General features: G+C 35.4%; 25 protein-coding genes and 1 pseudogene. 4 read left to right on the forward strand and 22 right to left on the reverse strand.

Translation table 11 applies throughout. The features are described from left to right. Window positions 1-96: 96 nt before the first annotated feature. The 4 genes and pseudogenes from AC1Q8M_RS22125 to AC1Q8M_RS22140 all read left to right on the forward strand — a co-directional run. Complete coding sequence (locus tag AC1Q8M_RS22125; RefSeq protein WP_071713836.1) at window positions 97-990, forward strand: LysR family transcriptional regulator; 894 nt, start codon at window positions 97-99, stop codon at window positions 988-990. A gap of 51 nt (window positions 991-1,041) precedes the next feature. Next, a complete protein-coding gene (locus tag AC1Q8M_RS22130) occupies window positions 1,042-1,410 on the forward strand; it encodes a MerR family transcriptional regulator (RefSeq protein ID WP_001219209.1) in 369 nt (122 codons plus the stop codon). A 4-nt stretch (window positions 1,411-1,414) separates the two neighbouring features. Then, window positions 1,415-1,960, forward strand: a complete 546-nt coding sequence (locus AC1Q8M_RS22135; protein WP_098361586.1) for a flavodoxin family protein — start codon at window positions 1,415-1,417, stop codon at window positions 1,958-1,960. A 5-nt stretch (window positions 1,961-1,965) separates the two neighbouring features. Beyond that, window positions 1,966-2,321: pseudogene (locus AC1Q8M_RS22140) on the forward strand (ribosomal protection-like ABC-F family protein); the annotation flags it as partial. Between the two features lie 249 nt (window positions 2,322-2,570). On the opposite strand, the gene AC1Q8M_RS22145 reads toward AC1Q8M_RS22140, so the two are convergent. The 22 genes from AC1Q8M_RS22145 to AC1Q8M_RS22250 form a co-directional block, all read right to left on the reverse strand. Beyond that, window positions 2,571-2,882, reverse strand: a complete 312-nt coding sequence (locus tag AC1Q8M_RS22145; protein WP_000637523.1) for a heavy metal-binding domain-containing protein — start codon at window positions 2,880-2,882, stop codon at window positions 2,571-2,573. Window positions 2,883-2,947: 65 nt separating this feature from the next. Beyond that, entirely contained in the window at window positions 2,948-4,663 is a 1,716-nt protein-coding gene (locus AC1Q8M_RS22150; protein ID WP_071731497.1) for an ABC transporter ATP-binding protein, read from the reverse strand. A 231-nt stretch (window positions 4,664-4,894) separates the two neighbouring features. Continuing rightward, window positions 4,895-6,097, reverse strand: coding sequence for a PDZ domain-containing protein (locus AC1Q8M_RS22155; RefSeq protein WP_098683900.1), 1,203 nt, complete (start codon window positions 6,095-6,097; stop codon window positions 4,895-4,897). A 91-nt stretch (window positions 6,098-6,188) separates the two neighbouring features. Then, window positions 6,189-7,625, reverse strand: a complete 1,437-nt coding sequence (locus AC1Q8M_RS22160) for a S41 family peptidase (RefSeq protein ID WP_000830318.1) — start codon at window positions 7,623-7,625, stop codon at window positions 6,189-6,191. A gap of 118 nt (window positions 7,626-7,743) precedes the next feature. Continuing rightward, window positions 7,744-8,637 carry a permease-like cell division protein FtsX gene (gene ftsX / locus AC1Q8M_RS22165; RefSeq protein ID WP_000645028.1) on the reverse strand — a complete coding sequence of 298 codons (894 nt, stop codon included), beginning with the start codon at window positions 8,635-8,637 and terminating at the stop codon, window positions 7,744-7,746. Beyond that, a complete protein-coding gene (gene ftsE / locus AC1Q8M_RS22170; RefSeq protein ID WP_000594319.1) occupies window positions 8,627-9,313 on the reverse strand; it encodes a cell division ATP-binding protein FtsE in 687 nt (228 codons plus the stop codon). The genes ftsX and ftsE overlap by 11 nt, the downstream gene beginning before the upstream one ends. Before the next feature lie 284 nt (window positions 9,314-9,597). Next, window positions 9,598-9,921: a cytochrome c551 gene (gene cccB / locus AC1Q8M_RS22175; protein WP_000727975.1), complete on the reverse strand. Its 324-nt coding sequence runs from the start codon at window positions 9,919-9,921 to the stop codon at window positions 9,598-9,600. Window positions 9,922-10,360: 439 nt separating this feature from the next. Beyond that, window positions 10,361-11,459 (reverse strand): peptide chain release factor 2 gene (prfB, locus tag AC1Q8M_RS22180; protein WP_096001455.1). Its coding sequence is split into 2 segments (ribosomal slippage): window positions 10,361-11,386 and window positions 11,388-11,459, totalling 1,098 coding nucleotides; the frame shifts between segments, so codons are not numbered across the junction. 144 nt (window positions 11,460-11,603) lie between these two features. Next, entirely contained in the window at window positions 11,604-14,111 is a 2,508-nt protein-coding gene (gene secA / locus AC1Q8M_RS22185) for a preprotein translocase subunit SecA (RefSeq protein WP_000579372.1), read from the reverse strand. A gap of 491 nt (window positions 14,112-14,602) precedes the next feature. Then, a complete protein-coding gene (locus AC1Q8M_RS22190; RefSeq protein WP_029948375.1) occupies window positions 14,603-15,130 on the reverse strand; it encodes a hypothetical protein in 528 nt (175 codons plus the stop codon). A gap of 41 nt (window positions 15,131-15,171) precedes the next feature. Next, complete coding sequence (locus AC1Q8M_RS22195) at window positions 15,172-15,810, reverse strand: ATP-binding cassette domain-containing protein (RefSeq protein WP_098361583.1); 639 nt, start codon at window positions 15,808-15,810, stop codon at window positions 15,172-15,174. Between the two features lie 3 nt (window positions 15,811-15,813). After that, window positions 15,814-16,569 (reverse strand): hypothetical protein, encoded by a 756-nt coding sequence (locus AC1Q8M_RS22200; protein ID WP_016513225.1) that lies wholly within the window; start codon window positions 16,567-16,569, stop codon window positions 15,814-15,816. 71 nt (window positions 16,570-16,640) lie between these two features. Beyond that, on the reverse strand, window positions 16,641-17,336 hold the full coding sequence (locus tag AC1Q8M_RS22205; RefSeq protein ID WP_098855424.1) for a hypothetical protein: 696 nt from the start codon (window positions 17,334-17,336) through the stop codon (window positions 16,641-16,643). Further along, window positions 17,323-18,111, reverse strand: a complete 789-nt coding sequence (locus AC1Q8M_RS22210; protein ID WP_000120051.1) for a hypothetical protein — start codon at window positions 18,109-18,111, stop codon at window positions 17,323-17,325. Before AC1Q8M_RS22210 ends, AC1Q8M_RS22205 begins: the two co-directional genes overlap by 14 nt. A gap of 31 nt (window positions 18,112-18,142) precedes the next feature. Continuing rightward, window positions 18,143-18,712, reverse strand: a complete 570-nt coding sequence (locus tag AC1Q8M_RS22215; protein ID WP_098361580.1) for a hypothetical protein — start codon at window positions 18,710-18,712, stop codon at window positions 18,143-18,145. Window positions 18,713-18,829: 117 nt separating this feature from the next. Further along, on the reverse strand, window positions 18,830-19,312 hold the full coding sequence (locus AC1Q8M_RS22220) for a DUF2712 domain-containing protein (protein ID WP_098361579.1): 483 nt from the start codon (window positions 19,310-19,312) through the stop codon (window positions 18,830-18,832). 271 nt (window positions 19,313-19,583) lie between these two features. Further along, complete coding sequence (gene hpf / locus AC1Q8M_RS22225) at window positions 19,584-20,126, reverse strand: ribosome hibernation-promoting factor, HPF/YfiA family (protein ID WP_000671193.1); 543 nt, start codon at window positions 20,124-20,126, stop codon at window positions 19,584-19,586. 323 nt (window positions 20,127-20,449) lie between these two features. Next, window positions 20,450-20,647 carry a cold shock protein CspC gene (gene cspC, locus AC1Q8M_RS22230; RefSeq protein WP_001990088.1) on the reverse strand — a complete coding sequence of 66 codons (198 nt, stop codon included), beginning with the start codon at window positions 20,645-20,647 and terminating at the stop codon, window positions 20,450-20,452. Between the two features lie 126 nt (window positions 20,648-20,773). Beyond that, the gene (locus tag AC1Q8M_RS22235; RefSeq protein ID WP_071713846.1) at window positions 20,774-21,478 is read right to left on the reverse strand and encodes a ComFC family protein; all 705 of its coding nucleotides are present in this window, start codon (window positions 21,476-21,478) and stop codon (window positions 20,774-20,776) included. Next, the gene (gene comFA, locus AC1Q8M_RS22240) at window positions 21,478-22,827 is read right to left on the reverse strand and encodes an ATP-dependent helicase ComFA (protein ID WP_098855425.1); all 1,350 of its coding nucleotides are present in this window, start codon (window positions 22,825-22,827) and stop codon (window positions 21,478-21,480) included. The genes AC1Q8M_RS22235 and comFA overlap by 1 nt, the downstream gene beginning before the upstream one ends. Before the next feature lie 127 nt (window positions 22,828-22,954). Continuing rightward, complete coding sequence (locus AC1Q8M_RS22245; RefSeq protein ID WP_000499491.1) at window positions 22,955-24,382, reverse strand: C40 family peptidase; 1,428 nt, start codon at window positions 24,380-24,382, stop codon at window positions 22,955-22,957. A 148-nt stretch (window positions 24,383-24,530) separates the two neighbouring features. Next, a complete protein-coding gene (locus AC1Q8M_RS22250) occupies window positions 24,531-24,845 on the reverse strand; it encodes a winged helix-turn-helix transcriptional regulator (RefSeq protein ID WP_000400857.1) in 315 nt (104 codons plus the stop codon). Window positions 24,846-24,884: the final 39 nt, after the last annotated feature.

The raw sequence follows: 24,884 nt of genomic DNA on the forward strand, positions 1-24,884 counted from the left end.
ATAAGAGAGTTTCTATAATAAGTTTAATACCAATACCGAATGTCTATCATCAGAAATACTTATGATAAGATGATAGAAAAGAAAGGAGCCCATTATATGAACGTAGACATTTTAAAAATTTTTGTTACTGTCGTTGAACAGAAACACTTCTCTCGTGCAGCGGAATTATTAAATCTTTCACAGCCTGGCGTAAGTATGCATATACGCAACTTAGAAAACGAATTTGGAACTACACTCATTCAGCGATCTCCGAAACATGTCCAAGTCACGGAAGCTGGAAATATATTATATATACATGCAAAGCAAATGCTCTCTCTTTACGAAGATGCTAAGCAAGAAATTAATGAACTACATAACGTTGTAACAGGAACACTTCGCATCGGTGCTAGTTTTACAATTGGCGAATACTTACTTCCAAAAATACTCGCTAACTATGCGAATGAAAATCCACGCGTCGAAGTGCATACCTTTATCTCAAATACAGAAGAAGTTTTGCAAAGTCTTCGCTCTAATCAAATTGATATCGGCTTAGTGGAAGGGCAAGTCGTATACGCTGATGTTAACGTTGAAACATTTATGCAAGATGAAATGAAGCTCGTCGTTCCGCCAAATCATCCATTGCTCCGCACAAAGGAAATAAATGAAAGCACACTCCAAGACCAAGTATGGGTATTAAGAGAAAGTGGTTCTGGTACACGTGCTTATAGCGATCGATTTATTCATCAACACCATTTAAAAATGAAGCGATTCTTTACATTTAGCAGTATTCAAAGTGTGAAGGAAGCCGTCGCCGCCGGTCTTGGCATCGCTATACTTTCTGATTGGACTGTACGGAAAGAGCTACTAGCAAGAGAACTATTCCACATCGAGGTTCCAAATGAACAACTAATCCGTCCGTTCTCCATCGTGCGCGGCAAATATTTCATTCCCTCTAAAGCCATTCAAGTGTTCTTAAATCATGTAAATTCTTTTGCGAAAAAACAGCATTGACCTTCACATTAGTGTGAAGGTTTACAATACATGTAAAAGGAGTGAAACACATTGCGAATTGGAGAATTATCAAAAGAAACTGGCGTTAGTGAAAGATCACTAAGACATTACGAAGAAAAGGGATTACTCCCTTCTAAGCGCCTCGCAAATGGCTACCGTGATTTTGATGAAAGTGCCATCGGAAAAGTGGAGCTTATTCAAATGTACTTACAAATTGGCTTAAATTTAGAAGAGACGGCAAGGATGCTGCGCTGCCTTGAAATTGAACCGCACCTGTACGACAATCCGTGCAGCAGTATCCTTACGCTTTACGAAGATAAACTCAATGAAGTAACAAAGCAAATCACATTACTTTCCAACATCCAAACGAATTTGCAAAAACACGTTTCACTCCTAAAACAAGCAAAAGAAAAGGGATGATTACATGTTTGTTATACATGGCAGTTCAAGACAAAACGGAAATACGGAAGCTTTAACACATATGATGATTGATGGAATTGAAACAGAACAAATTTATTTACGTGATCACACAGTCTATCCTATTACAGATAAGCGTCATGATGCAGAAGGATTCCAACCTGTAAATGATGACTACGAGCAGTTAACGAAACGCATGTTAGAGCACGACACGATTATCTTTGCTACACCATTATATTGGTACGGAATGAGTGGACATATGAAAAACTTTGTTGATCGCTGGTCACAAAGCTTGCGCGATACATCTCTTCATTTCAAAGAGAAAATGAAAGATAAAAAGATGTATGTTGTCATCGTTGGCGGAGACAATCCAAAACTGAAGGCATTGCCGCTTATTGCTCAGTTTCAATACATCTTCGATTTTGTTGGTTCATCATTTGAAGGATATATCATTGGAGATGCGAATGGATTAGATGAAATCAAAAACGATGCTGAGGCGCTGGCAAAAGCACAAATTTATAATAGCGAATTCAAAAATAGCGAACAGAAATAAGTTTGACAAACTATTTAGACTTAGCAACGCAAGAAGAATTAGAAACCATGTTACAAGAATATCCTGGCACAATACTTTTCATTAGCCATGACCGTGCCTTTATTCGCTCTGTTGAGACCATATTCTACAAGTAGATGAGAGTGAACCAAGAGTATTCCACGGTAATTACGAGCAATACACAAAAAGAACAACCGGGAATTCTGTAAACGTTACTGAACAAGAATTATTAAGGTTACAAACAAAATTAACTGAAGTCATCAGCCGGATTTCTATACCCAATCATCACGATGACATCACATCTCTCAACCAAGAATACGAAACATTATTAGTTCAAATACGGAAATGTAAAGAAGCGCTCTAATGTCTTCCCTATATATCGACGGGACCTTCCGCATTTCCCAAGAAATATTGAAACTTCGACATATAAAGTAAAAAGCCATGCATCAGCACGGCTTTTTACTTTATCCCGCATTAACGGGCAGTAAGACTCCCACCTCAAAATTCGGTTAAGGCAAAGAAGGTAGATGGGAGACCAACTGCCCGTAAATGCCCGATTGGTTCAACTAATAATCAGTGGGGAACAAACACCCCCACTGATTAAAGTTTCACTTTATATACGAACAGCAGTCCCGCTCACAGCAACCATTAGCATCCCTTCGCGAACTACTTCGTAATCCACGTCAATACCAACAATGGCATTCGCATTTTTTTGTCTTGCGAAAGTTTTCATCTCTTCCATTGCAATGTCGCGCGCTTCTTTTAATTTACTTTCATAAGCACCCGCACGACCGCCGACAACGTCACGGACAGAAGCGAAGAGGTCACGAACGATATTCGCGCCCATAATCGCTTCTCCATTGACGATATCGATATACTCAATAATTTCTTTTCCTTGAATTGTAGACGTTGTTGTTACAATCATACTCTATAGCCTCCCATATGAGATTTTTACCTACTTATGGTGCACTAATTCAGTACAAATTATATTTACGAACTAAACTGAGCTTCGTATAACCTACTGTATCCTCCGCCTTGCTCAATTAATTCATCATGTGAACCTTGTTCTGCAATACCGTCTTTATTTACAACGACAATTCGATCTGCATTTTTAATCGTTGCAAGTCTGTGAGCGATAACTAACGTTGTACGGCCAGCTGCTAATTCAGCAAGTGATTTTTGAATTGCAAGTTCCGTCTCAGTATCTAGTGCGGAAGTAGCTTCATCTAGTATTAAAATTGGCGGGTTTTTCAAGAACATACGAGCAATTGCTAGACGCTGCTTCTGTCCACCAGAAAGTTTTACACCACGCTCACCGATAACAGTATCTAAACCGTCTGGTTGTGAGTAAATTAAGTCTTCTAACTGCGCACGTTTTACTGCCTGCCAAATTTCAGCTTCTGACGCCTTTAAGTTCCCGTAAGCAATATTTTCACGAATTGTTCCTGAGAATAAGAACACATCTTGCTGCACAATTCCAATTTGCTTACGAAGTGAAGATAATGTCATATCTTTCGTATCAATACCATCAATTTGAATTGATCCAGATGATTGCTCATAAAAACGTGGTAACAGGCTACATAACGTCGTTTTCCCTGCTCCTGATGGTCCAACGAACGCAACCGTTTCACCTGCATGTATGTTCAAACTAATATCATTTAAAATCGGTTCTTTATTTTCATATCCGAACGTAATGTTGTTATATTGAATATCACCATGTACCTGTTTAACTTCCATTGCATCTTTAGAGTCTACAATGTCAGGCTCTGTTTCAAGAAGCTCTACATACCTTTTAAAACCAGCGATTCCTTTCGGATAGCTTTCGATTACCGCGTTAATTTTTTCAATTGGACGGAAGAAAATATTCGTTAATAGAACGAATCCGATAAATCCACCGTATGTTAATTCTCCTTGCAGAACAAACCATGTACCGCATATTAATACGAAGAGCGTTACGAGACGCATGAGCATATAACTAATCGATGAATTTAAAGCCATAATTTTATACGCCATTAATTTCGTTGTACGGAAACGAGCGTTGTTCACAGCGAATTGCTCTTTCTCAAACTTTTCATTTCCGAATGCTTGTACAACGCGAATACCACCAACGTTGTTCTCAATACATGCATTGAAATCAGCAACGTCTGAGAATAAACGTCTAAATGTACCTGTCATTTTTTTATTGAAGTAAAGTGCTAACCATAATAGGAATGGAATGACGAAGAACGTTAATAACGCTAACTTCCAGTTGATCATCATCATAAATGAGAATGCCCCAACTAAAGTCATTACGGCGATAAATAAATCTTCTGGTCCATGGTGAGCAATTTCCCCAATTTCCATTAAATCGTTTGTAAGGCGCGAAATTAAATGACCTGTTTTATTATTATCAAAAAATCTGAATGATAGCTTTTGAATATGATCAAATAATTTCTGCCTCATATCTGTTTCAATGTTAACACCAAGCATATGTCCCCAATATGTAACGACATATTGTAAGCCTGCATTTAACATATAAACTGCGAGTAAACCGAAACAAGCCCATAAAATAAGCGTCCAGTTTTGCCCTGGCAATAACTTATCAATAAATTGATTTACGATAAGCGGGAAGCCGAGTTCTAATAATCCTGCGACAACCGCACAAGAAAAGTCGAGTATAAATAAACCTTTATACGGTTTATAGTACGAGAAAAATTTACGCAGCATATCTTACCTCCATTTTCCAAAATTAAAAAGACTCCCTAAATGATAACCATTATCAAATAATTATTCAAGTTATCCGTCTATGAAACTGAAAATAAGCTTTGCGATAGCTGTCGTTTTTGGCCGGAAAGTCGATATATTCGAATAATCGCCGATATAAATTTCATTTACTAACTACCCTCCCCCAAAAAAAACAAAAAAAGGTACCACCACAAGGTGATACCATTCCTTCTATTACATCGCTTCTGAATCCCACTCATGCTCCTGTTCAACGAATACAATACCTAATTCGTGATGTCCACCAGCATATAATGCAGTTTGTGCAAGACGAAGCTCACCATTTGTATCTAATACTTCTAATTTACAAAATGCTCCTGTCGTCTTCGTTTGAAGCGCATCATAAAATTCCTCGGCGCTTTTTGGAATGACTCCATTTACTTTCGTAATAATTTCTCCAGGCAGTAATTTCAGCTCTGCTCCAATTGTATTTGGAATTGTATCTAGTACAACGAGCCCATCATTGCGTGCAGCAAAATACGCTGGTCTTGTTTCATCGGCAATTTTCTCTTGCATCGAAATTGTGAAACGCCCAAGCATCGCGACTCCCATCGCGATAATTGCAAGTACGTGCCACCAGTAACTTGCGATTCCTAAAACGAGCACAAGTCCTGCTAATCCATAAACACGTCTTCCTGTAAATAATAAAGCTTCCGTCGGCTCATAACTTTTAATCTTTCTCATAAATCCAATTAAAAATGGAACGAGGAATAGAGAATATGTATTTGAACCTATTGAAACGACAGGCCACCATGAAATAAACTGCGTTACCGAATCACCCGGTACAAGAATAAAAATAGGAACGATCCATAAACGCTTTGATTCGTGTAAACCAATCTTTAATCCACGCTTCCCCTTCCTAATCTTCGGTGTAGAGTATCCTACCGCGTTTTTAGAAATCAATAAGCCTTCTACAATAAGCATAACGCCTAGTAAAATAGCAAGGGATACGATGGTATTCTCTTCACCTTCTCGAAGCTGTAAGAAGGAAACTGGTAGCTTAGAAGATAATAGAACACATACAATCGCAATGCTAAATGTATAAGCTGCCGATAAATATCGATACATAGCCGTTAATCCAAATAGTAATGTCCAAATTAAAATAGCCCATAAGCTTGCTTTAGAAACAACAAGTCCAAGCCCAATCGTAATAATAGATACTACTAATCCGTATCCAATCCCTGCAAATAGAGAGGTTCGCAGTTCAAACCAAATATCATAAACTTTAAAAGAAAAATCTTTTCGTTCTCTTAACATACGTAAGTATCCAACGAAGATACTACTTATTACAAATATATAGACAGCAGGGTGTAAGAAAAAACGTCCAACTGCCCGCATTATTTCAAAAATCCACGCCTCCACGAACTCATTCACCACCATTTATATCATTCTTTCTTTTTATATTATCACAACTAAACAAACGTTTGTTTAACACAAAAAAATACAGGCAGCAAACTGCCTGTATTTCTTCTTATTTTGCCATTAACTTTAATGCTGACTGTAATTGTAAATCATTTTCTCCAGAACGGATTTTTTCGATAATTTTAGTTTGAATCGCTTCAGCTGTCTTTTTATCAAGCTGTCCTGTCGCTTCCATCTCATTCGCATTTTGGAATGCTTTCAGCGCCGATTCTGTCTCTTTACTAAAGTATCCATCTTCACGACCTGGTACATACCCTAAGCTCTTAAGCATTTCTTGAGCATGTTTTACTTGTACATCATTTGAATTGTATGAAAGTGTTTTTTCAATTTGAATTGGTGTCGCATGATAATAATTTGGTTGCTTCACTTCTACTGTTGGTGCGATTCCTTTTTTATGAATCCAGTTCCCATCCGGTGTTAACCATTTAAACATTGTTAATTTAATGTTGCTGCCGTCTTTAAATGGAACAGCTTGCTGGACAGTACCTTTACCAAATGTTTTTTCACCAATTAAATCGTATCCTTCTCCTTCTTTCAGCGCACCCGCTAAAATCTCTGAAGCAGAAGCACTTCCATTATCAATTAATACTGAAATTGGATATGGTTTCCTCTCTTTCAGTTCCGTAGAGAATTTCTTCTTCTCACCATTTCGCTGTTCTACTTGTAGCATTGGCTTTTTATTCGTCATAATTTCCCCTAGTATATCTTCTACACTATTTAAATAGCCACCAGGATTACCACGCACGTCAATAACTAAGCCTTTTATATTTTTCTTCTCTAACTCTTTTAACTGATCCTTAAATTCCTTCGCTGTATTCTCAGCAAAAGAAGTGATTTGCATATAACCGATATCTTTTCCACTCTCTTGCTTCACAGAACTAAACACTGTAAAGATTGGAATCTTTTCACGCTTAATTTTAAATACAATCGGATCAGTTACTCCCGCACGTTTAATTTCAATTGCGACAGTCGTTCCCTTTTTACCACGAATTTTTAATACCGCTTCTTCACGTGATAAGTCTTTCACACTGTTTCCATCTACAGATAAAATTTGGTCATTCGGTTTAATTCCTATCTTTTCTGCTGGTGAACCTTTAATTGGCGATACGATAATAAGCTTATCGTCCGTCTTGTTCACCTCAGCCCCAATCCCCTCTAATTCAGGATCAAGCGATTCACTAAACTGTTTGGCTGTTTCTTTATCCATATACGTGGAATAAGGGTCCTTCAGCGTAGACAACATACCTTGTATTGCACCTTCAACTAACTTTTCATCTTTCACGTCTTCCACATAACGTGAATCAATTAGTGCATACGCCTCATTAATTTTTGCCAAATTCCCTTGCGCAGTGCTAGCATTCCCACTCGAAATTGTTTGCGTTACTTCTGCTGGGGTAACCCCAAATACAGACATGCCTGCAAACATTCCGCCAGCACCAATTAAAAATGCAACAACCATTCCAATAATTGCAACTCTACGTTTCAATGCGGAATTCCCCTTTCCAAAACACACAGGTGGTGTAGCAAAAGGCATCACACAGTGTGTGATGCCTTTACCTATTTCTACTATATGATAAGCTTGTACGAATTATGTTTGCAACTTTTTATACTTTTAAGAAGCGACGAATTGACATTACACTTCCCCACATACCGATTAAAGCACCGATTAACACTAGTAAACCAGCTAATTGGAATACGAAAGGACTGTATGGTAGAAGCTCGAAAATTGTTCCGCCAAGTTTTTCGTTAAACACACCTTGCAACGAATTATACGTAACTAGAATTAGGCCAATTGGAATAATTGATCCTAATACTCCTAAGAATAATCCCTCTAGCAAGAATGGCCAACGAATAAACCAGTTTGTTGCACCAACAAGTTTCATAATTTCAATTTCTGTACTACGAGCATAAATTGTAATTTTAATTGTATTAGAGATTAAGAACATCGCTGTGAATAAAAGACCAGCAATTAACGCAATCCCAATGTTACGACCAGTTTTTACAGTATCAAATAATCGTTCAACTTGCCCTTTTCCGTACTGAACATTACTGACAAACTGCATTTTTTCAACTTTCTTCGCGATTGTCGCTGTATCTGTTGGTTCTTTTGCTTTTACAACGAATACGTTTTTAAGTGGGTTATCTTGTTCAAATAACTCAAACGTTTTTCCACTATCACCTAAGCTTTTAATTAAACGTTTTAACTCTTCTTCTTTAGAAGAATATTTAATAGAATCTACTTTTGCAATCTTACTCATATCTTCTTCTAATTTCTTTTGATCCGCTTCTTTTGCAGCTGGATCAATGTGTACACGAATCTCTACATCTTGCTCTACTTTCGTCGCAAAATGGTTCATATTCATAATCGCTGTTAAAAAGACACCTACAAGTAATAATGTAACTGTTACTGCACTAACAGAAGCAAATGTCATCCATCCGTTACGTGATAGATTCTTTACACCTTCTCGCAAATGTCGACTAAGGGTCTTAGCCTTCATATCCGTATCCTCCCTCAATCTCATCTCGAACAATTTTTCCGCCTTCAATCGCGATTACACGATGACGGATTGTATTTACGATATCTGCATTATGCGTCGCCATAACGATCGTTGTGCCGCGCTCATTAATGCGAGTAAAAATATTCATAATATCAAGAGCTGTTTCAATATCTAAGTTACCTGTTGGCTCATCGGCAATTACAACCTTTGGTCTATTTACAATTGCTCTTGCAATAGCCACACGTTGTTGCTCCCCGCCCGAAAGCTCACTTGGAAGTGCGTCTGCACGATCTTCAAGGCCTACAAGACCTAGAACTTCTGTTACACGCTCACGAATTGCATCCGGTTCTTCTTCAATTACTTCTAAAGCAAACGCAACATTCTCATATACCGTTAATTTAGGTAGCAATTTAAAATCTTGGAAAATTACGCCTAATTGACGACGAAAATACGGAACGTCTCTTTCTGCCAATGTTTCGATAGTAAGTCCATTTACATTAATAGATCCTGTAGATGGTTTCTCTTCACGATACATCATTTTAATAAATGTAGATTTTCCGGCTCCACTCGGTCCAACTACGTATACGAATTCACCTTGTTTAATGTTAACTGTAAGACCAGCAATGGCTTTCATACCATTCGGGTACTCCTTATAAACATTCGTCATTTTTATCATTATTTATCACCCAATACTTAATGATTTTTTTCGAAATACTTTTCTGTACATCTGAAAATAAAAGACATCCTTCATTTTCACTTATTCATCCTTGTTGAAGGTAGTTTACTTATGCTTTCTCATAAGCAATACCACTCTATGTAATATATTTCAGCAAAATTCTACAAACCCCATTGTAACATCAAACGGTTTCCAATTTGGATACATTTTTGTTACAGTTATGTTACATTCCAGAAAAAGGAAAACGAGTTGAATATATTATCAACTCGTCCATTTCACCTTTTTTATTTATGTTCTGCTAACCATTCAGATACTTTTTTCGCATCTTCACCTTGAATAAGTCCTGGTGACATTGAACCGCGGCCTTTTTTAATAATCTCTTCGATATCTGCGGCGTCGTACTTACCGCCCACTTTTCTTAAATCAGGTCCAGTTGCTCCTGATAAATCTGTTGCGTGACATCCAGCACAACTTCTTTGGAAAATTTGTTCTGCGCTGTCTGTGCTTGCAGACTGTTTCGAAGACTTACTCTCTTCTTTATTTCCGCATGCTCCTAAAGTAAAAACAACCGATGTCCCTAGCGCAATAGCCAACAATTTCTTTTTCACTTCTATCGCTCCCCATTGTTGATATTCTTTTTATTCCTAACACACTCATTTTCATTATAAGCATTATCTTTATATAGAAAAACTAAGGTGTATTTCATATTCCTCAAAAATACAGTGAGAACCTTGATAAAATAAAGCTTTCATAAGTTGTTTCAATTCTGTGAACAACTTAAAAAACTTCTATAAAGAATCCTTTTTAAAAGGAAAATTAGAAAAGTTCTATATAAATCTTCACCCTATTACCGCTCTATTTTACTATTCTCTACTTTTTACAAAACAATATACAGCATTGTAATCTACATATAATCCCATCAAAAAGAGAAGTTGTCGTTTCCAACTTCTCTTCCTCTTTACTTCATCTATAAAAATAAAATCAAATGCCTTATATCCTCTATATCCTCAGCATGCGCCAACAATTTTGTTGGCTTTTTTTCGCTTATTAGATGCGAGAACGTAAGTAAGCATCAATAAATGGATCAATCTCTCCATCCATAACTGCTTGTACGTTACCAACCTCCGTATTTGTACGGTGGTCTTTTACAAGAGAATACGGGTGGAATACGTAAGAACGGATTTGGCTACCCCATCCGATTTCTTTTTGTTCCCCACGGATTTCATCTAATTGTGCCTGTTGCTCTTCTAGTTTCTTTTGATATAATTTCGCTTTTAACATCTTCATCGCATGCTCACGGTTTTTAATTTGTGAACGCTCTGACTGACACGTTACAACTGTATTTGTCGGTGTATGTGTAATACGAACTGCTGAATCTGTCGTATTTACGTGCTGCCCACCCGCTCCACTTGCGCGGTACGTATCAATTTTTAAATCTTCTGTACGTACTTCGATTTCAACTTCATCATTGAACTCTGGTACAACTTCACAAGATACAAACGATGTATGACGACGACCTGAAGAATCGAATGGTGAAATACGTACAAGACGATGTACACCTTTCTCTGCTTTTAAGTAACCGTAAGCGTTATGACCTTTAATTAATAAAGTTACACTCTTAATACCAGCTTCATCACCTGGTAAATAGTCAACCGTTTCTACTTTAAATCCACGTTTTTCAGCCCAACGTGTATACATACGTAATAACATAGAACCCCAGTCTTGTGACTCAGTTCCACCTGCACCTGGATGTAATTCTAAAATCGCATTATTTTTATCATAAGGATCACTTAATAGTAACTGAAGCTCATACTCATTCATTTCTTGAATTAAGCCTTTTACTTCTGATTCTAATTCCTCATGTAAATCTTCATCATATTCTTCTTTTAAAAGCTCATGCGTTACTTCTAAATTTTCGAACGTCTCATCTAACTGACGGAAACTTCCAACCATATCTTTTAACGCATTCGCTTCATTAATTACAACTTGTGCGCCTTGTTGGTCATCCCAAAATCCTGCGCCCATCATTTTTTCTTCTAATTCTGCAATTTGGTTCTCCTTAGTAGGGAGGTCAAAGAGACCCCCTAAAAGCCGCTAATCGCTTAGCCATTTTCTCTAATTCCTGTCTAATTTCTACTAATTCCATTTCCTTCACCTCTATGTAATTGCTGTTACTTTCGTATGAAAACAAGGGAAACTCTCTCCACTTATTACGGAGAGAGTTTAATTCTTCTTAATTATACATTTTTGATATAAAAGTTTGCAAAGCAGCCAAAGCTACCGCCCTATATTACTGAACAATACCACAGCAGTTTTTATATTTTTTACCGCTACCACATTTACATAAATCGTTGCGGCCCACTTGGTCACCTTTTACAACTGGCTTTTTCTTCGCTTCTTCGCCATCGCTAGATGGATGAACAGCTTCACCTTGAACAACTTCTTGACGTTCTAAGTTTTGTTCAATTTCAGCTTTCATAATGTAACGAGAAATTTCCTCTTCAATAGAAGCAACCATTGACTCGAACATCGCGAATCCTTCCATTTGGTACTCACGAAGTGGATCAATTTGACCGTAAGCACGTAAATGAATACCTTCACGAAGGTGATCCATCGCATCAATATGCTCTGTCCATTTCGTATCTACAACGCGGAATACAACAACCTTCTCAAACTCACGCATTTGCTCTTCTGGCATAAGCTTTTCTTTGTCATTATAACGCTCTATTAATTTCGCGATAATCGGTTCGCTCATTTCCTCAGGAGCAAGGCGACGTAATTCTTCTTCTTTTATGTCTCCTTCTTGAAGAAGGTTTGTATTTAAGTAGTCAACAAGACCTTTAATGTTCCAATCCTCTTCAATTTCCTCTTGTGTATGAAGCGCAACAGCACGTTCTACTGTAGATTTCATCATACCTTCAATAATGCCACGTAAGTTTTCCGATTCCATTACTTCTTGACGTTGCTTATAAATAACTTCACGTTGCTGACGAAGTACATCATCGTATTGTAATAACTGCTTACGTGCATCATAGTTATTTCCTTCAACACGTTTTTGTGCAGACTCTACCGCACGAGAAACCATTTTACTTTCAATTGGCTGAGAATCATCCATACCAAGACGATCCATCATTGCTTTCATATTATCTGAACCAAATCGGCGCATTAATTCATCTTCCATTGATAAGTAGAACTGCGTCACACCAGGGTCCCCTTGACGACCAGCACGACCACGTAACTGATTATCAATACGACGGCTTTCATGACGTTCTGTACCGATAACTGCTAGACCGAAGATTTTCACATCGTCTCCAAGCTTGATATCTGTACCACGACCAGCCATATTCGTTGCGATCGTTACAGCACCTTTCATACCAGCTTCTGCAATGATATCTGCTTCACGCGCATGGTTTTTCGCATTTAAAATGTTATGACGTACACCTTTACGCGTTAACATTTTTGAAATAAGCTCTGAAGTTTCAATTGCAACTGTACCTACAAGAATAGGTTGCCCTTGTTTATGACGATTCACAATATCCTCAACAACTGCATTGAACTTACCTTCCATTGATTTAAAGATTAAATCAGCACGATCATCACGAATAATCGGTTTGTTTGTTGGAATTACGATAACATTCATATTGTAAATACTACGGAATTCTTCTTCTTCCGTTTTCGCTGTACCAGTCATACCAGATAACTTTTCATACATACGGAAATAGTTCTGGAACGTAATTGTTGCAAGCGTCATACTTTCATTTTGAATTTCTACACCTTCTTTTGCTTCAATCGCTTGGTGCAAACCTTCGCTATAGCGACGACCTTTCATAAGACGACCAGTGAATTGGTCTACAATTACGATTTCGCCCTCTTGTACAACATAATCTGTATCACGATGCATAACAACGTGTGCACGAAGCGCCTGATTAATATGGTGAAGAAGTGCTACATGTTTTAAATCGAATAAGTTTTCAATATGGAAAGCTTTCTCTGCTTTCGTAATACCATCTTCTGTTAACATTACATTTTTCGTTTTCACATCAAATGAATACTCTTTTTCATTTTCTAACGTACGAACGAATGCATTTGCAAACATGTATAGCTCTGTTGATTTTTGAGCTTGTCCCGAAATAATAAGCGGCGTACGCGCTTCATCGACTAAAATAGAATCGACTTCATCGATAATAGCAAAGTGAAGTGGACGTTGAACGCACTGCTCTTTATATAAAACCATGTTGTCACGTAAGTAATCGAATCCAAGCTCATTATTTGTGCTATACGTAATATCAGCAGCATAAGCCTCTTGTTTCTCTTCGCGTGACATACTATTTAAGTTAATTCCTACCGTTAAGCCAAGGAACTCATGAAGTTGTCCCATTTCGTTCGCATCACGTTGTGCTAAGTATTCATTGACTGTAACAACGTGAACACCTTTTCCTGTTAAAGCATTTAAATATACAGGTAATGTAGATGTTAACGTTTTACCTTCACCCGTTTTCATCTCAGAAATATTCCCTTCATGTAAGGCAATACCACCCATTAACTGTACGCCATATGGACGCATTCCAAGAACACGAGTTGCCGCTTCGCGAACAACTGCAAAAGCTTCAGGTAGTAGATCATCTACTGTTTCACCTTTTGTTAGACGTTCTTTAAATTCAAGCGTCTTGCCTTTTAATTGTTCATCAGTTAGTGGCTTAATAGATGACTCTAATGCATCAATTTGCTCAACTGTCTTTTGCATACGTTTAATTTGGCGTTGGTTTACATCAAACACCTTTTTTAAAATACCGATCATAGGAAATACGCTCCTCTTTTATTAAAATAAAACTTCCGATTGTTTTTCTTTTTCTCTATTACAATCAGTCGTTGTAAAAATCAAATGTATGTTATGCCAATTTTTCTCCTAATTAAAAAAACTAAAATGTATATACCTAATGATAATTGTAACACTTGTCTTATAACTATGACAACAATCGGCCGAATGTCAGGCCTTATATTCAAAAAAGTTTTCATTTCATTTATTCTAACAAACTAACATGCCTTTTCTCCATCCCTCTATTGCAAATTTCGTATTAAATATCCCCCTTTAAAAGAGGATAATCGAAGGAAATCTATTAGTTTTAAATGAACAATTACAAAAAGCCGGAAATTCCGCAGGTGCAGCATCCATAGATACTTACACCTGCGAAACAACTCCGACTTTAAACGATACTGTTATGTTGCAAGATCTACTCAACCACAGCAAAAAACACCCTTAAAATATATCTGGATCAATCACGAATTTTATTAATTTATTGGTATTTCTAATTCATGATATTTCCCTTTCTTATCCTTCATAAAAGAAATAAATTTCACCTTAGTTGATTCATTTGAAAAGTTTTTATAATTTTTATAAGGGTCATCTCCTATAAAATAATTTGTCCCTATATATCCTCGTACTGTTTTACCAGCAGGTATTACAGGATCAAACTGATATTGTTTAGGTAACTCCATTGCATACGGAATTACATTATAAAACTCACCTATTTTAGAATAAAACAATGTATCGGAAATAGACTCATTACTAAGCAAGTTAATATCCCGATTTGTTGTATTTGTAATATTTAAAGGTAAAACATACGTCACTACTTCACGGTCTTCATAAGGATCATAAACTTTTGTAGGATCAAGAGGATCAAGAGCATGAAACGTAACTCCTTGTCCATCTTCAAAAGTTCTATTAGATAAAAATTCATCTTTTACCACTTTATAAGATTCATTATTTAGATTTAATGTTTTAAATCTAAATAAACTAGCAAATATACATAGCAACAGACACAATCCAATGATTATTAAGATATGATTTCTTGTCACTCTTAATCTACCAACTTTCCATTATTAACATGTACAATGCAATCTACTATACCATTATCCAGGACATGCACATCATGACTAGCTACTATAATAGTCGTTCCTTTAGATTTTTCTACTTCCAAAATATCTAAAACATCTTTTATCCCATCACTATCTAAAGCATTAGTTGGCTCGTCTAATAACAATAATTTTGGTTGTTCCATTAAAGCTTGCGCTATCCCTAAACGTTGTTTCATACCTAAAGAGTATCTTTTATACTTTCTCTTATCTGTTTTATCAAGTCCAACCCTCTGAATAATATTATAAATTTCCTCATCAGAAATTTTATTATTAATCGATGATAAAAATTTCAAGTTCTGAAAACCAGTATACGCTGGAATAAAACTTGGATATTCAATCAATATCCCCATAGAATCAGGGAATTGCCTTTGTTTTCCAATTATTTCATTGTCTACATAAACAACTCCAGAATTCAAACGCATTAACCCTGATATAGCACGTAAAATCATTGTTTTACCAGAACCATTATGCCCCTTCAAAACTAAAAACTCTCCTTTTTTTACTGACAAACTAATATTATCTAACACAATATTTCCTTTTAATCTTTTCGTCATACATTCACATTTAATATAATTGTCCATAAATTATTCACCTATCACATCTAGTTTTTTAAAACAAAAACTACCTAATAAAATCATTACAACAACAATTACTACTCCTATTAGAAGTAAATCATTCCATTGAATAGATTGATTATTACCTAAAGTCAATTGAATTGAACTGTGATCAACAAAATACCAACGATTTGGCATAACAAAAGATCCTAAAAAATAAATACTATGAAAGAAAATAGACAAAAATAGGTACAACAACATTAGTACAAAAACGATAGTTATCGGTATATAAAACGTTAAAAACTCAAAAATTAAAGCTAATAAAAAGCTTATAATTATTTGAATTAGCATAGTACCTAATATCTTATAAGGAAATTGACTATATAAAGAACTCTCGCCAAAAGTAAGCAAATAGTACACCGTAAACCAAATAAAATACATAACAACCCAAATACAAACTATGTAAAAAAACAAAGATAGCATTTTCGTTAACCACAGAAAACGCTTCTTCTTAACACGAGGAAATAAATAAACACCATTCTGTTGAATATCTGAAAAAGCAAAATTCCCTACAAGCAACAAAGGAGTGATTTGAAAGAATATCCAATAAAAAGGAATAGAAAATCGCCCCTCCTTATAAAAATAAGATAAATCCACAAAGTCTACTCCATGAAAAAATCGATAAAAGGTAACATCTACTAATACAGATTCTTTACCATTACTAAGAGGTTGATTGTATAAAAAAGCAATTGCAATAATAGCGTAAATTAAGAATAAAAAAGCCATTATCTTGATGGAGTCTCTAAACCTTACATGCAAATCTCTTTTTAACAAATAATATAAGATCATAATGTAAACTAGATCACCTCTGTCTCATCATTCATAGAAATATAACTTTTTTTAGATAAAATCCATACACTTATAAAAAAGATAAAAAAACATCCAAATAAGCGTATAAATAAGCCAGTAGCATCTTCAAAGACATTTATATAAAAAACATTTGCAAATAAAAATCCATGTAATATAAATCTATCTAGTAAAACAGCAGTGATCATACATATTATTACAAGTAAACTAGGTAAAAATAATTGCAATAAAGCACTTATCATACATATAAAAACATTCGCAAATAATTGAATACAAAATAATAATGGATAATTTACATCAACACTAGTTACAGCCATCATATTTGACAGTAAAAATAACTGTAAAATCATACTCCCAGCGAAAAAACAAACAAAAACGAATAGTTTCAAATAATATATAGAAACTAATTTCATTGCATTATTCACTCGATAAACTACATAAACACTAAAAAAATTCGACATAGAATATACAGAAAAAACGATGGTTAAAGGAATAAATATAGTCGACAAATTATAAAACGACATAACTTTATACAAAGTTTCTAATTCGTTCATTTTTTCTTTTACAATGCCCTGTTCAAAATAATTGAACAAGCAACCAATGATACTAACATTAAGTAAAAAAAGAATACTTAACCAAACGTACTTCATCCTTATAGTTTCTTTCATTACATTATAAAAGAACATGCTTCCTACTCCCCCGTAAATAAAGAACTACAGAACAAAACCAAATACATAACAGGACACTAAGAAAAATTTGCAATTCAAAAAAACCGAAGTCTTTAATTAAATAATCTTTAGGATAGAGAATCCCCCTCCCAATACCAAGCCAAACAATATGTAAAACAAATGGAACTAAATAAATAAAATAAACTCGTTTTATAAAAAACGAAATTGATAAAGCCAAACTCGAAAATACCGCACCGTATAAACCATTTAAAAATACATACGTTAGAAAATATAAAGTAGGGTACTCATAATAAACCGTATTAAATTGAGCTGTTGGTGAAACAGTAGCCGCCATATAATTTAATATCGGATGCGGAGCAACTGTCGGATAAGTCATCGCATATAAATAAAAATGAAATAGTAAAGGGACACTTATAATAAAAAAAGATACTATAAAATTAATACAATAAAGTAATCTAAAATAATGACGCGTTCCCATCTTAGAAATGACAGGATAAATAAATCCATAATTTTTATCAATTCTATAAATCCCAGCTACAGCCATTGCAGAAATCATAGGAAATATAAGTAGATAAAATTCACTATAAAATGGTAATCTATTAAAATGTAAAATGTTAGATAAATATGGAGATACCTTTATAATCCCAGCATCATTAAATCCTTTCGTTGTTACACACATAGCAATATATTGAGCAATGACAATTACTAACATAATAAATACAGACAACCAAAACATCCTACCTTTTAAAATCCTTCCTAAAAAGTAACTCATCTACAACTCCTCCATAAACCATTAATGAAATTTAAATCTTTTTTAATATGAAAAGTTGATCCGCAACACCATAACATTTATTTTCTTTATTTAACCAAATGTAACGAAAAGAAACATTTGCTCTCTCTCCTTCAAATTTAGGAAACTCAACTTCATACTGATAAACATCATTTGTACCTTTTCTTTGTACACTCTTAACTTCTTGTTTCCACTGAATTATTTTTCCATCAATTTGTTCAATCCGTCCCAAAAGATACGTTGGTTTTTTCTTATTCGTCACACCCGTTAAAAAAACATAATAATTTTCCGGTATAACTCCTGACTTTAATTTTTTATTTGAAAGCTTATCCTCTATTAAGCTATCATTTCTTTCTATTTGACCTTGAAAGAAATCATGACCATTTTCACTTTTTAAAAACACTTGTTCAACAATAGTATTTTTCTTAATTTCTTGTAACTGAATACTTTTCAAATTATCTTTTTCCGTTAAAGTATCTTCAATATTTACAATCGGTTCATCTACTTTCTTTTGACAAGAAACTAAGAAACTAATACTCAATATAAAAAAACAAACTAAAATATATCTTGAGATAAACCTCATTACAACTCCTCCTATTTTAAAAATGAAATAGCAAGAAAAGCCGTATAATCAAGACTCGGAACTATACGACTTTTTCTAGTACTACACAATAAATAATTTCAATTTATAATTTCTAAATCAATATTCAGTGTAAGGTCCACTCGGTCTTACACTATCAGGACTCCAAGCAGTAGGATAAGCATTATTTTCTCTAGAATAACCACCAAATCTCACAGGTACATTTTTTCCATAGTTTTCATATGCGTAATTTTGGAAAAGATACGTTTTACCTGGTTTCACCGTTCCTTCATGCTTACCCGACTCACCTGAAACATTTACCCAATCTCTATTACCTTTACCTTTATTTTTATCAGCTTCTGTCCAAACGTTAAAAGAACCACCGCCCTTCTCACTACTCTTTACACGCATATACATAGAAGTAGGTGTCTCTTTAGGACGTGCATTAGTAAAATCATATGCATTCCAAAGTCTAAAGGTAAATTCTACATGATCATCCTTTGTATCAGCCTTAACAGGTTCGGTTAAAGCAAAAGTACTAGCTAAAATACCTAACGATAAAACAGATCCAAACATAAAACGACTTTTTTTCTTAATGCTCACTAAAAGCACCTCCGATAATTTGTAGCATTATATCGATTTTATTTTTTTACTAAAGAAACAAAGTAAATCTGTATAATGCAATTTAAAGATAACAAAAGCAAAATACACTATCAATTGATTCCAGAAAACTTAATATTTTATTTACAATTATAAAATATTGTTAAATTAAACAATATTAGTATACTCCTAACAAGTACATATTTATGGAGATAATCAAATTCAAAATCTCAATACAAAAAAGCGCAGCCATTTCGGCTGCGCTTTTGAATTATTATTTAGTTTCGATTAAACCGTATTTCCCATCTTTACGGCCATATACAACATTAGTTTCATTTGTATCAGCATTTGTGAAGACGAAGAAATTATGTCCTAGCATATCCATTTGTAGGATCGCTTCTTCAACGTCCATCGGTTTTAAATCGAATCGTTTTGTACGTACAAGTTCTAATTCATCCTCTTCTACCGCATCCAGAACAGCTACTGCTTCTGGAAGGATAAAGTTCGTTTTCACAGAACCTTTCTCACGTAACTTACGATTTACCTTTGTTTTATGTTTACGAATTTGTCGCTCAAGTTTATCAACTACTAAATCGATAGCAGCGTACATATCGCTATTAGTTTCTTCTGCACGAAGTAATAAATCAGTAAATGGTATTGTTACCTCGACACGTTGCTTGTCAGAGTATACTTTTAAATTAACTTTAATCTCTGGGAATGTATCAAAATAACGCTCTAACTTACTTAGTTTTTTCTCTACATATTCCTTTAATGCTGGAGTTACTTCAATATTTTCACCACGAATGTTGAATTTCATAGATGAATTCCTCCTTTCAAGCCTATGTACTATAATTTCGACACTGGCTTAAAAACTCCTTCTAACTTTTTTAAAAAAATTAGTGGAATTGCGATTTTTTTATCGTTTTTTGTTGAAATGAAAAGATGCATCCTTTCTATCTTTATTTTATCCTATTAACATCGTGAATAACGAATATAACTGTGGACAATTCGTTACAGAAAAGAAACAACTTTTTGACAACTTACCCTATAACAAAAAACCCCTTGCGAAAAACAAGAGGTTCTACTACATATATATAACGTTGCCACAAACGCAGCTTTCTCTTCCCAAAACAATATCCCCTACAGTTTCACAACATTAGCTGCTTGTGGTCCACGTGCTCCATCTACAATGTCAAACTCTACTTGTTGCCCTTCTTCTAATGACTTATACCCATCTTGTTGAATAGCAGAAAAATGGACAAATACATCGTCACCATCTTCACGCTCAATAAACCCAAATCCCTTTTCTGCATTGAACCATTTCACTCTTCCTTGCATGTTCATTCCATTCCCTTCACTCTAAAAATCAGGGCATTCGCCCCATATTTTGACTATAACGAATGACAACATATGAAGTCAAAGAAGACTTATCGCCTTTTTATTATCCCTTTCGACACTGCCATATTAACTTCTACAAAGTGTCAAACTAGATACTTCCCTCGCCCCTCTTTCATATAACAAACTTCCGATTTGCCTAACTGTAATTCCAGTCGTATACACATCATCAACGAGTAAAATATGTTGCCCAGAAAACATCTCTTCTCCCTGAAAATAAAAAGGATTGCTCCCTGACACCCTTTCTTTACGTGTCTTCTTACTTTGCTTTTCTGTTTCCCTTCTTCTTAATGATGGATAAGAAATTTTGACAGGTAAACAAGTTGCTAATAACTCAGCTTGATTAAAACCACGTTCAACTTCCCTTTCCTTACTAAGCGGAACAGCGATAACGGTTGAAACATTAGCAAAATACTTTTGAAATAAACTTCGAAAAGGACGATAAAAAATGCGCACTAACTCTGCATCCCCCCGAAACTTAAACTGCGCTACTATTTCTTTCATCTCATCATCATACATATATAACGAACGGTTTTTAAAAGAACGATACTTCGCCTCTTTCATCCACCTTAGACAATCTATACAAATACCATCTTCTTGAAATGAGGCAGGAACATATTCTAAAGGCCGCCCACACTCCATGCAAATTTCTCCTATAATATAGGAAAGTTTCTGCTCACACCTATCACATATATATTTTCTATGACACTTTACAAAAAAATTGTACCAACTAACCGTTTCTACAAAACACTCATCACAAAGTAAACAATGCATTAATCGATCAATCCTTGTTCTTTCGCATTTTTATTCATACCTTGAATATGTTTTTTCGCGCGCACCATTGCCTCTGTCTTACCATAGTGAAAATAAACGACCTCTCCATACGGTGCTTCAAAGCTCCGTCCTGCTCGGCCCGCAATTTGTACGAGTGCACTTTCTGAGAATATTTCTTCTTCCGCCCCTAAAACCGCTACTTGCAAATTTTTTACTGTTACGCCTCGCTCTAAAATTGTCGTTGTAACTAATAATGGGATTTCTCCTTTTCTGAAAGCCGCTACTTTTTCTTTTCTACCCGGATTTTCTGCATGTACACCTTCAATTCGCTTGTTTAATGACTTTAACAACAGACTTATCTCTTCTATATATCGCACATGGGGGACAAATAAAAAAATAGGATATTTTTTATTTAAGTACGTTTGTAACCACTGTAGTAAAACTCGAGGAATTCTTTTATGAATGAGGCTTTTTTTCCAATTCCCGCACCAACAAAATAAAGGAACTGGCAAAGGATGACGGTGATATCGTCCAGAAACAATAACACCTTTTTGTTCACCTCTTCTAAATTTTTGCTTCCACGTTTCATCTGGAGTCGCAGTTAAATAAATACGCGCCGCTCTTTCTTTCATCGCTTGTTTTACCGCGTACTTTAACATTTGATCTGCACAATATGGAAAAGCATCTATCTCATCTACAACCATGACATGAAACGCCCTATAATAACGCAATAATTGATGCGTGGTTGCAACGACTAGTACTGCATCTTTTTCTTTATCCACACTCCCTCCATATAAAGCCGCTACCTTTATATATGGAAATACTTCTTGTAATCTCGGTGCTAATTCCAGAACAACATCCGTTCGCGGCGTTGCGATACAAACTCTTTCTCCTTTTTGAAGCGCTTCGTTAATACCGTAAAACAACATCTCTGTTTTCCCAGCCCCGCATACAGCCCAAATAAAAAATGATTCTTTTCGCTTAATAGCCTCTATAACTCCTTGCGCCGCCAAATTCTGACCAGTAGACAACGTTCCGCTCCACCGTAACAAGTTTAAATTCTTTTCTCTCTTTCTTTCAGCAATCCCGCGAACAAGTAAAGCACATTCACTTACCCTCCCCATCGTTATACACTTCCGGCAATATGTGCACACTTTACTGCACCTTTTACATAAAAACGACGCAAATAGCCGCTGTTCTATATTTCCACAACGCTGACATACATATTTAGAAGCCTTCTTTTTTACACCTTGTACACACACGACCTCTCCCTTCTTTTTCAAATCATTTAATTCCCTCTGTAAATCTGAAGAAAGTTCGTCTAATAGCAACTGTTTCCCCGGTAGCATCGACAATCACCTCCAGCACTACTATAAACCCTTCTTCAAATCCCGTAAAAACTCAAAAAAGCCGATAACCTACTTATAAAATAGTAAGCTATCGACTTTATACACGTTTTTTATTCTTTTATAAATCCTAGAATCGACCGTAACCTAAGAAATGTTTTTGGTTATATGAGCTGTTGATATCACCGTACGCAATTCCTTTATCACTAGCATGAATCATTTGGCCATTACCAACGTAAATACCGATGTGAGATGGACCTGCTTTATAAGTACCTTGGAAGAATACTAAGTCTCCTGGTTGTGGGCTACCTACTTTAGAAACTGAGTTCCAGTAACCTGCAACGTCTTGACGACCTACACCAAAAATGTAAGAAATGAATCCACTACAATCAAAACCACCGTTTGATGGAGATGCACTTCCCCAAACATATGGTAAACCTAAGTAGCTTTGCGCTTTACCAATTACGCCACCCACATTTGGAGCTGGCTTTTTCTCTTCTTGTTTAGGTGCTTCTTTCTTAGGCTCTTCTTTTTTTGGTTCCTCTTTTTTAGGTTCTTCTTTTTTAGGCTCTTCTTTTTGAGCTTGTCCACCATTGTTTGCTGGTGCAGCTTGCTCTGCAGGTGCTTGTGCTGGCTGAGCTTGCGCAGCTTTAGCAGCTTGCTCTGCTTGTTTTTGAGCAGCAGCTTCTTGTGCAGCTTTTGCTTGTGCTTCTTCTTCTGCAATACGTTGTAATTGTAACGCTTGTTTTTCAAGCTCTTTCAATTGACCTTCTGTACTTGTCATTGTAGTTACAACTGTATCCATTTTACCGCTTAAATCGTTTACCGCTGTTGCTTTTTTCTCTTTTTCAGCGTCAAGTTCTTTCTTAGCAGTTTCAATTTGAGTTTGTGCTTCTTTTAATTCTTTTTGTTTCTCTTTTACCGTTGCAACATCTTTTTTCACACTAGCTTGGTCTTCTTGCTGTGTTTTCATGATATCTTCATCAGACTCAAGAATTTTAGAGACAGAAGTTAAACGATCAACTAAATCTGCAACGTTTTTAGAGTTTACAAGAACTTCTGTTACAACGTTCGTATTTGGTTGTTCTTGAAGTGCAACTAAACGCTTTCTTAATAACTCTTCACGTTTTGCAATCTTCGTTTGTAATTCTGCAATATCTTTATTTTTCTTTTCAATTAATTGCTCAGTATCAGAAACTTTTTTCGTTGTTTCATCAAGCTTTGCAGCATTCTCTTGAACAGACTTATCTAAACCTTGAATTGTTTTGTTTAATTCATTCATTTGTTTTTGTAATTCATCACGTTCTTGTTGTTGTTTATGTAAAGTGTCATTTTGTGTATTAATTTGTGATTTCACGTCAGAAATTTTATCTTCTGCAAATACATTTGGTGTTAGCCCTGAAAACATTAACCCTGCAACTAATGCGCAAGATGCCATTTTTAGCTTTTTCATTTTATTTTTTACACCGCTTTCTTTTTTCTTTTTCCGTATATAACCTATAAAATTTATACCATAATTCGGGATTTTTTTTGCTAATGTTACGTTTTTGTAAAACAAATGTAATATTATATGTAGCTCTAGCGCAAAATTCGTATATTTTTGTATGTGTGTGTAGAAATTTATATAATTTTCTTGCTTCTATAAACAAAGAAAAAACGTAAGGAATCCCTTACGTTTTATTAAATATACGAATACAAATGAAATGCTACTTCATCCATTTCTCAGCCCAATTTTGGACCTCATCCATAACACTTTCTAACGCTTTTCCCTTGTCAGTTAAGCCATACTCGATTCGAACTGGTACTTCTGGATAGACATTACGAACTACAATGCCCTCGCTTTCCAATTCCTTCAAACGCTCTGACAACATACGATCGCTCATATTTGGGATAATATCTGCGATTTCTCTAAAACGTTTCGACTCTTCAAGCAAAGATTTAATAATTAAGCCAGTCCACTTCTTACTAAGCAGAGTAAAAGCTGACTCAAACTTTGGACATAAACAAGAATTATGCTCCATATGTTTCACCTCTCTTCTATTATAATATAGTTTCTTGTA

Source organism: Bacillus sp. GW823-FHT06A10 (assembly GCF_058795375.1).

Coding starts and splice junctions, on each gene's coding strand:
- AC1Q8M_RS22125 (WP_071713836.1), top strand. CDS start 97: ATGAACGTAGACATTTTAAAAATTTTTGTTACTGTCGTTGAACAGAAA.
- AC1Q8M_RS22135 (WP_098361586.1), top strand. CDS start 1,415: ATGTTTGTTATACATGGCAGTTCAAGACAAAACGGAAATACGGAAGCT.
- AC1Q8M_RS22145 (WP_000637523.1), bottom strand. CDS start 2,882: ATGATTGTAACAACAACGTCTACAATTCAAGGAAAAGAAATTATTGAG.
- AC1Q8M_RS22150 (WP_071731497.1), bottom strand. CDS start 4,663: ATGCTGCGTAAATTTTTCTCGTACTATAAACCGTATAAAGGTTTATTT.
- AC1Q8M_RS22155 (WP_098683900.1), bottom strand. CDS start 6,097: ATGGTGGTGAATGAGTTCGTGGAGGCGTGGATTTTTGAAATAATGCGG.
- ftsX (WP_000645028.1), bottom strand. CDS start 8,637: ATGAAGGCTAAGACCCTTAGTCGACATTTGCGAGAAGGTGTAAAGAAT.
- ftsE (WP_000594319.1), bottom strand. CDS start 9,313: ATGATAAAAATGACGAATGTTTATAAGGAGTACCCGAATGGTATGAAA.
- secA (WP_000579372.1), bottom strand. CDS start 14,111: ATGATCGGTATTTTAAAAAAGGTGTTTGATGTAAACCAACGCCAAATT.
- AC1Q8M_RS22195 (WP_098361583.1), bottom strand. CDS start 15,810: ATGGACAATTATATTAAATGTGAATGTATGACGAAAAGATTAAAAGGA.
- AC1Q8M_RS22200 (WP_016513225.1), bottom strand. CDS start 16,569: ATGGCTTTTTTATTCTTAATTTACGCTATTATTGCAATTGCTTTTTTA.
- AC1Q8M_RS22205 (WP_098855424.1), bottom strand. CDS start 17,336: ATGTTCTTTTATAATGTAATGAAAGAAACTATAAGGATGAAGTACGTT.
- AC1Q8M_RS22210 (WP_000120051.1), bottom strand. CDS start 18,111: ATGAGTTACTTTTTAGGAAGGATTTTAAAAGGTAGGATGTTTTGGTTG.
- AC1Q8M_RS22215 (WP_098361580.1), bottom strand. CDS start 18,712: ATGAGGTTTATCTCAAGATATATTTTAGTTTGTTTTTTTATATTGAGT.
- hpf (WP_000671193.1), bottom strand. CDS start 20,126: ATGAAATTCAACATTCGTGGTGAAAATATTGAAGTAACTCCAGCATTA.
- cspC (WP_001990088.1), bottom strand. CDS start 20,647: ATGCAAGGAAGAGTGAAATGGTTCAATGCAGAAAAGGGATTTGGGTTT.
- AC1Q8M_RS22235 (WP_071713846.1), bottom strand. CDS start 21,478: ATGCATTGTTTACTTTGTGATGAGTGTTTTGTAGAAACGGTTAGTTGG.
- comFA (WP_098855425.1), bottom strand. CDS start 22,827: ATGCTACCGGGGAAACAGTTGCTATTAGACGAACTTTCTTCAGATTTA.
- AC1Q8M_RS22250 (WP_000400857.1), bottom strand. CDS start 24,845: ATGGAGCATAATTCTTGTTTATGTCCAAAGTTTGAGTCAGCTTTTACT.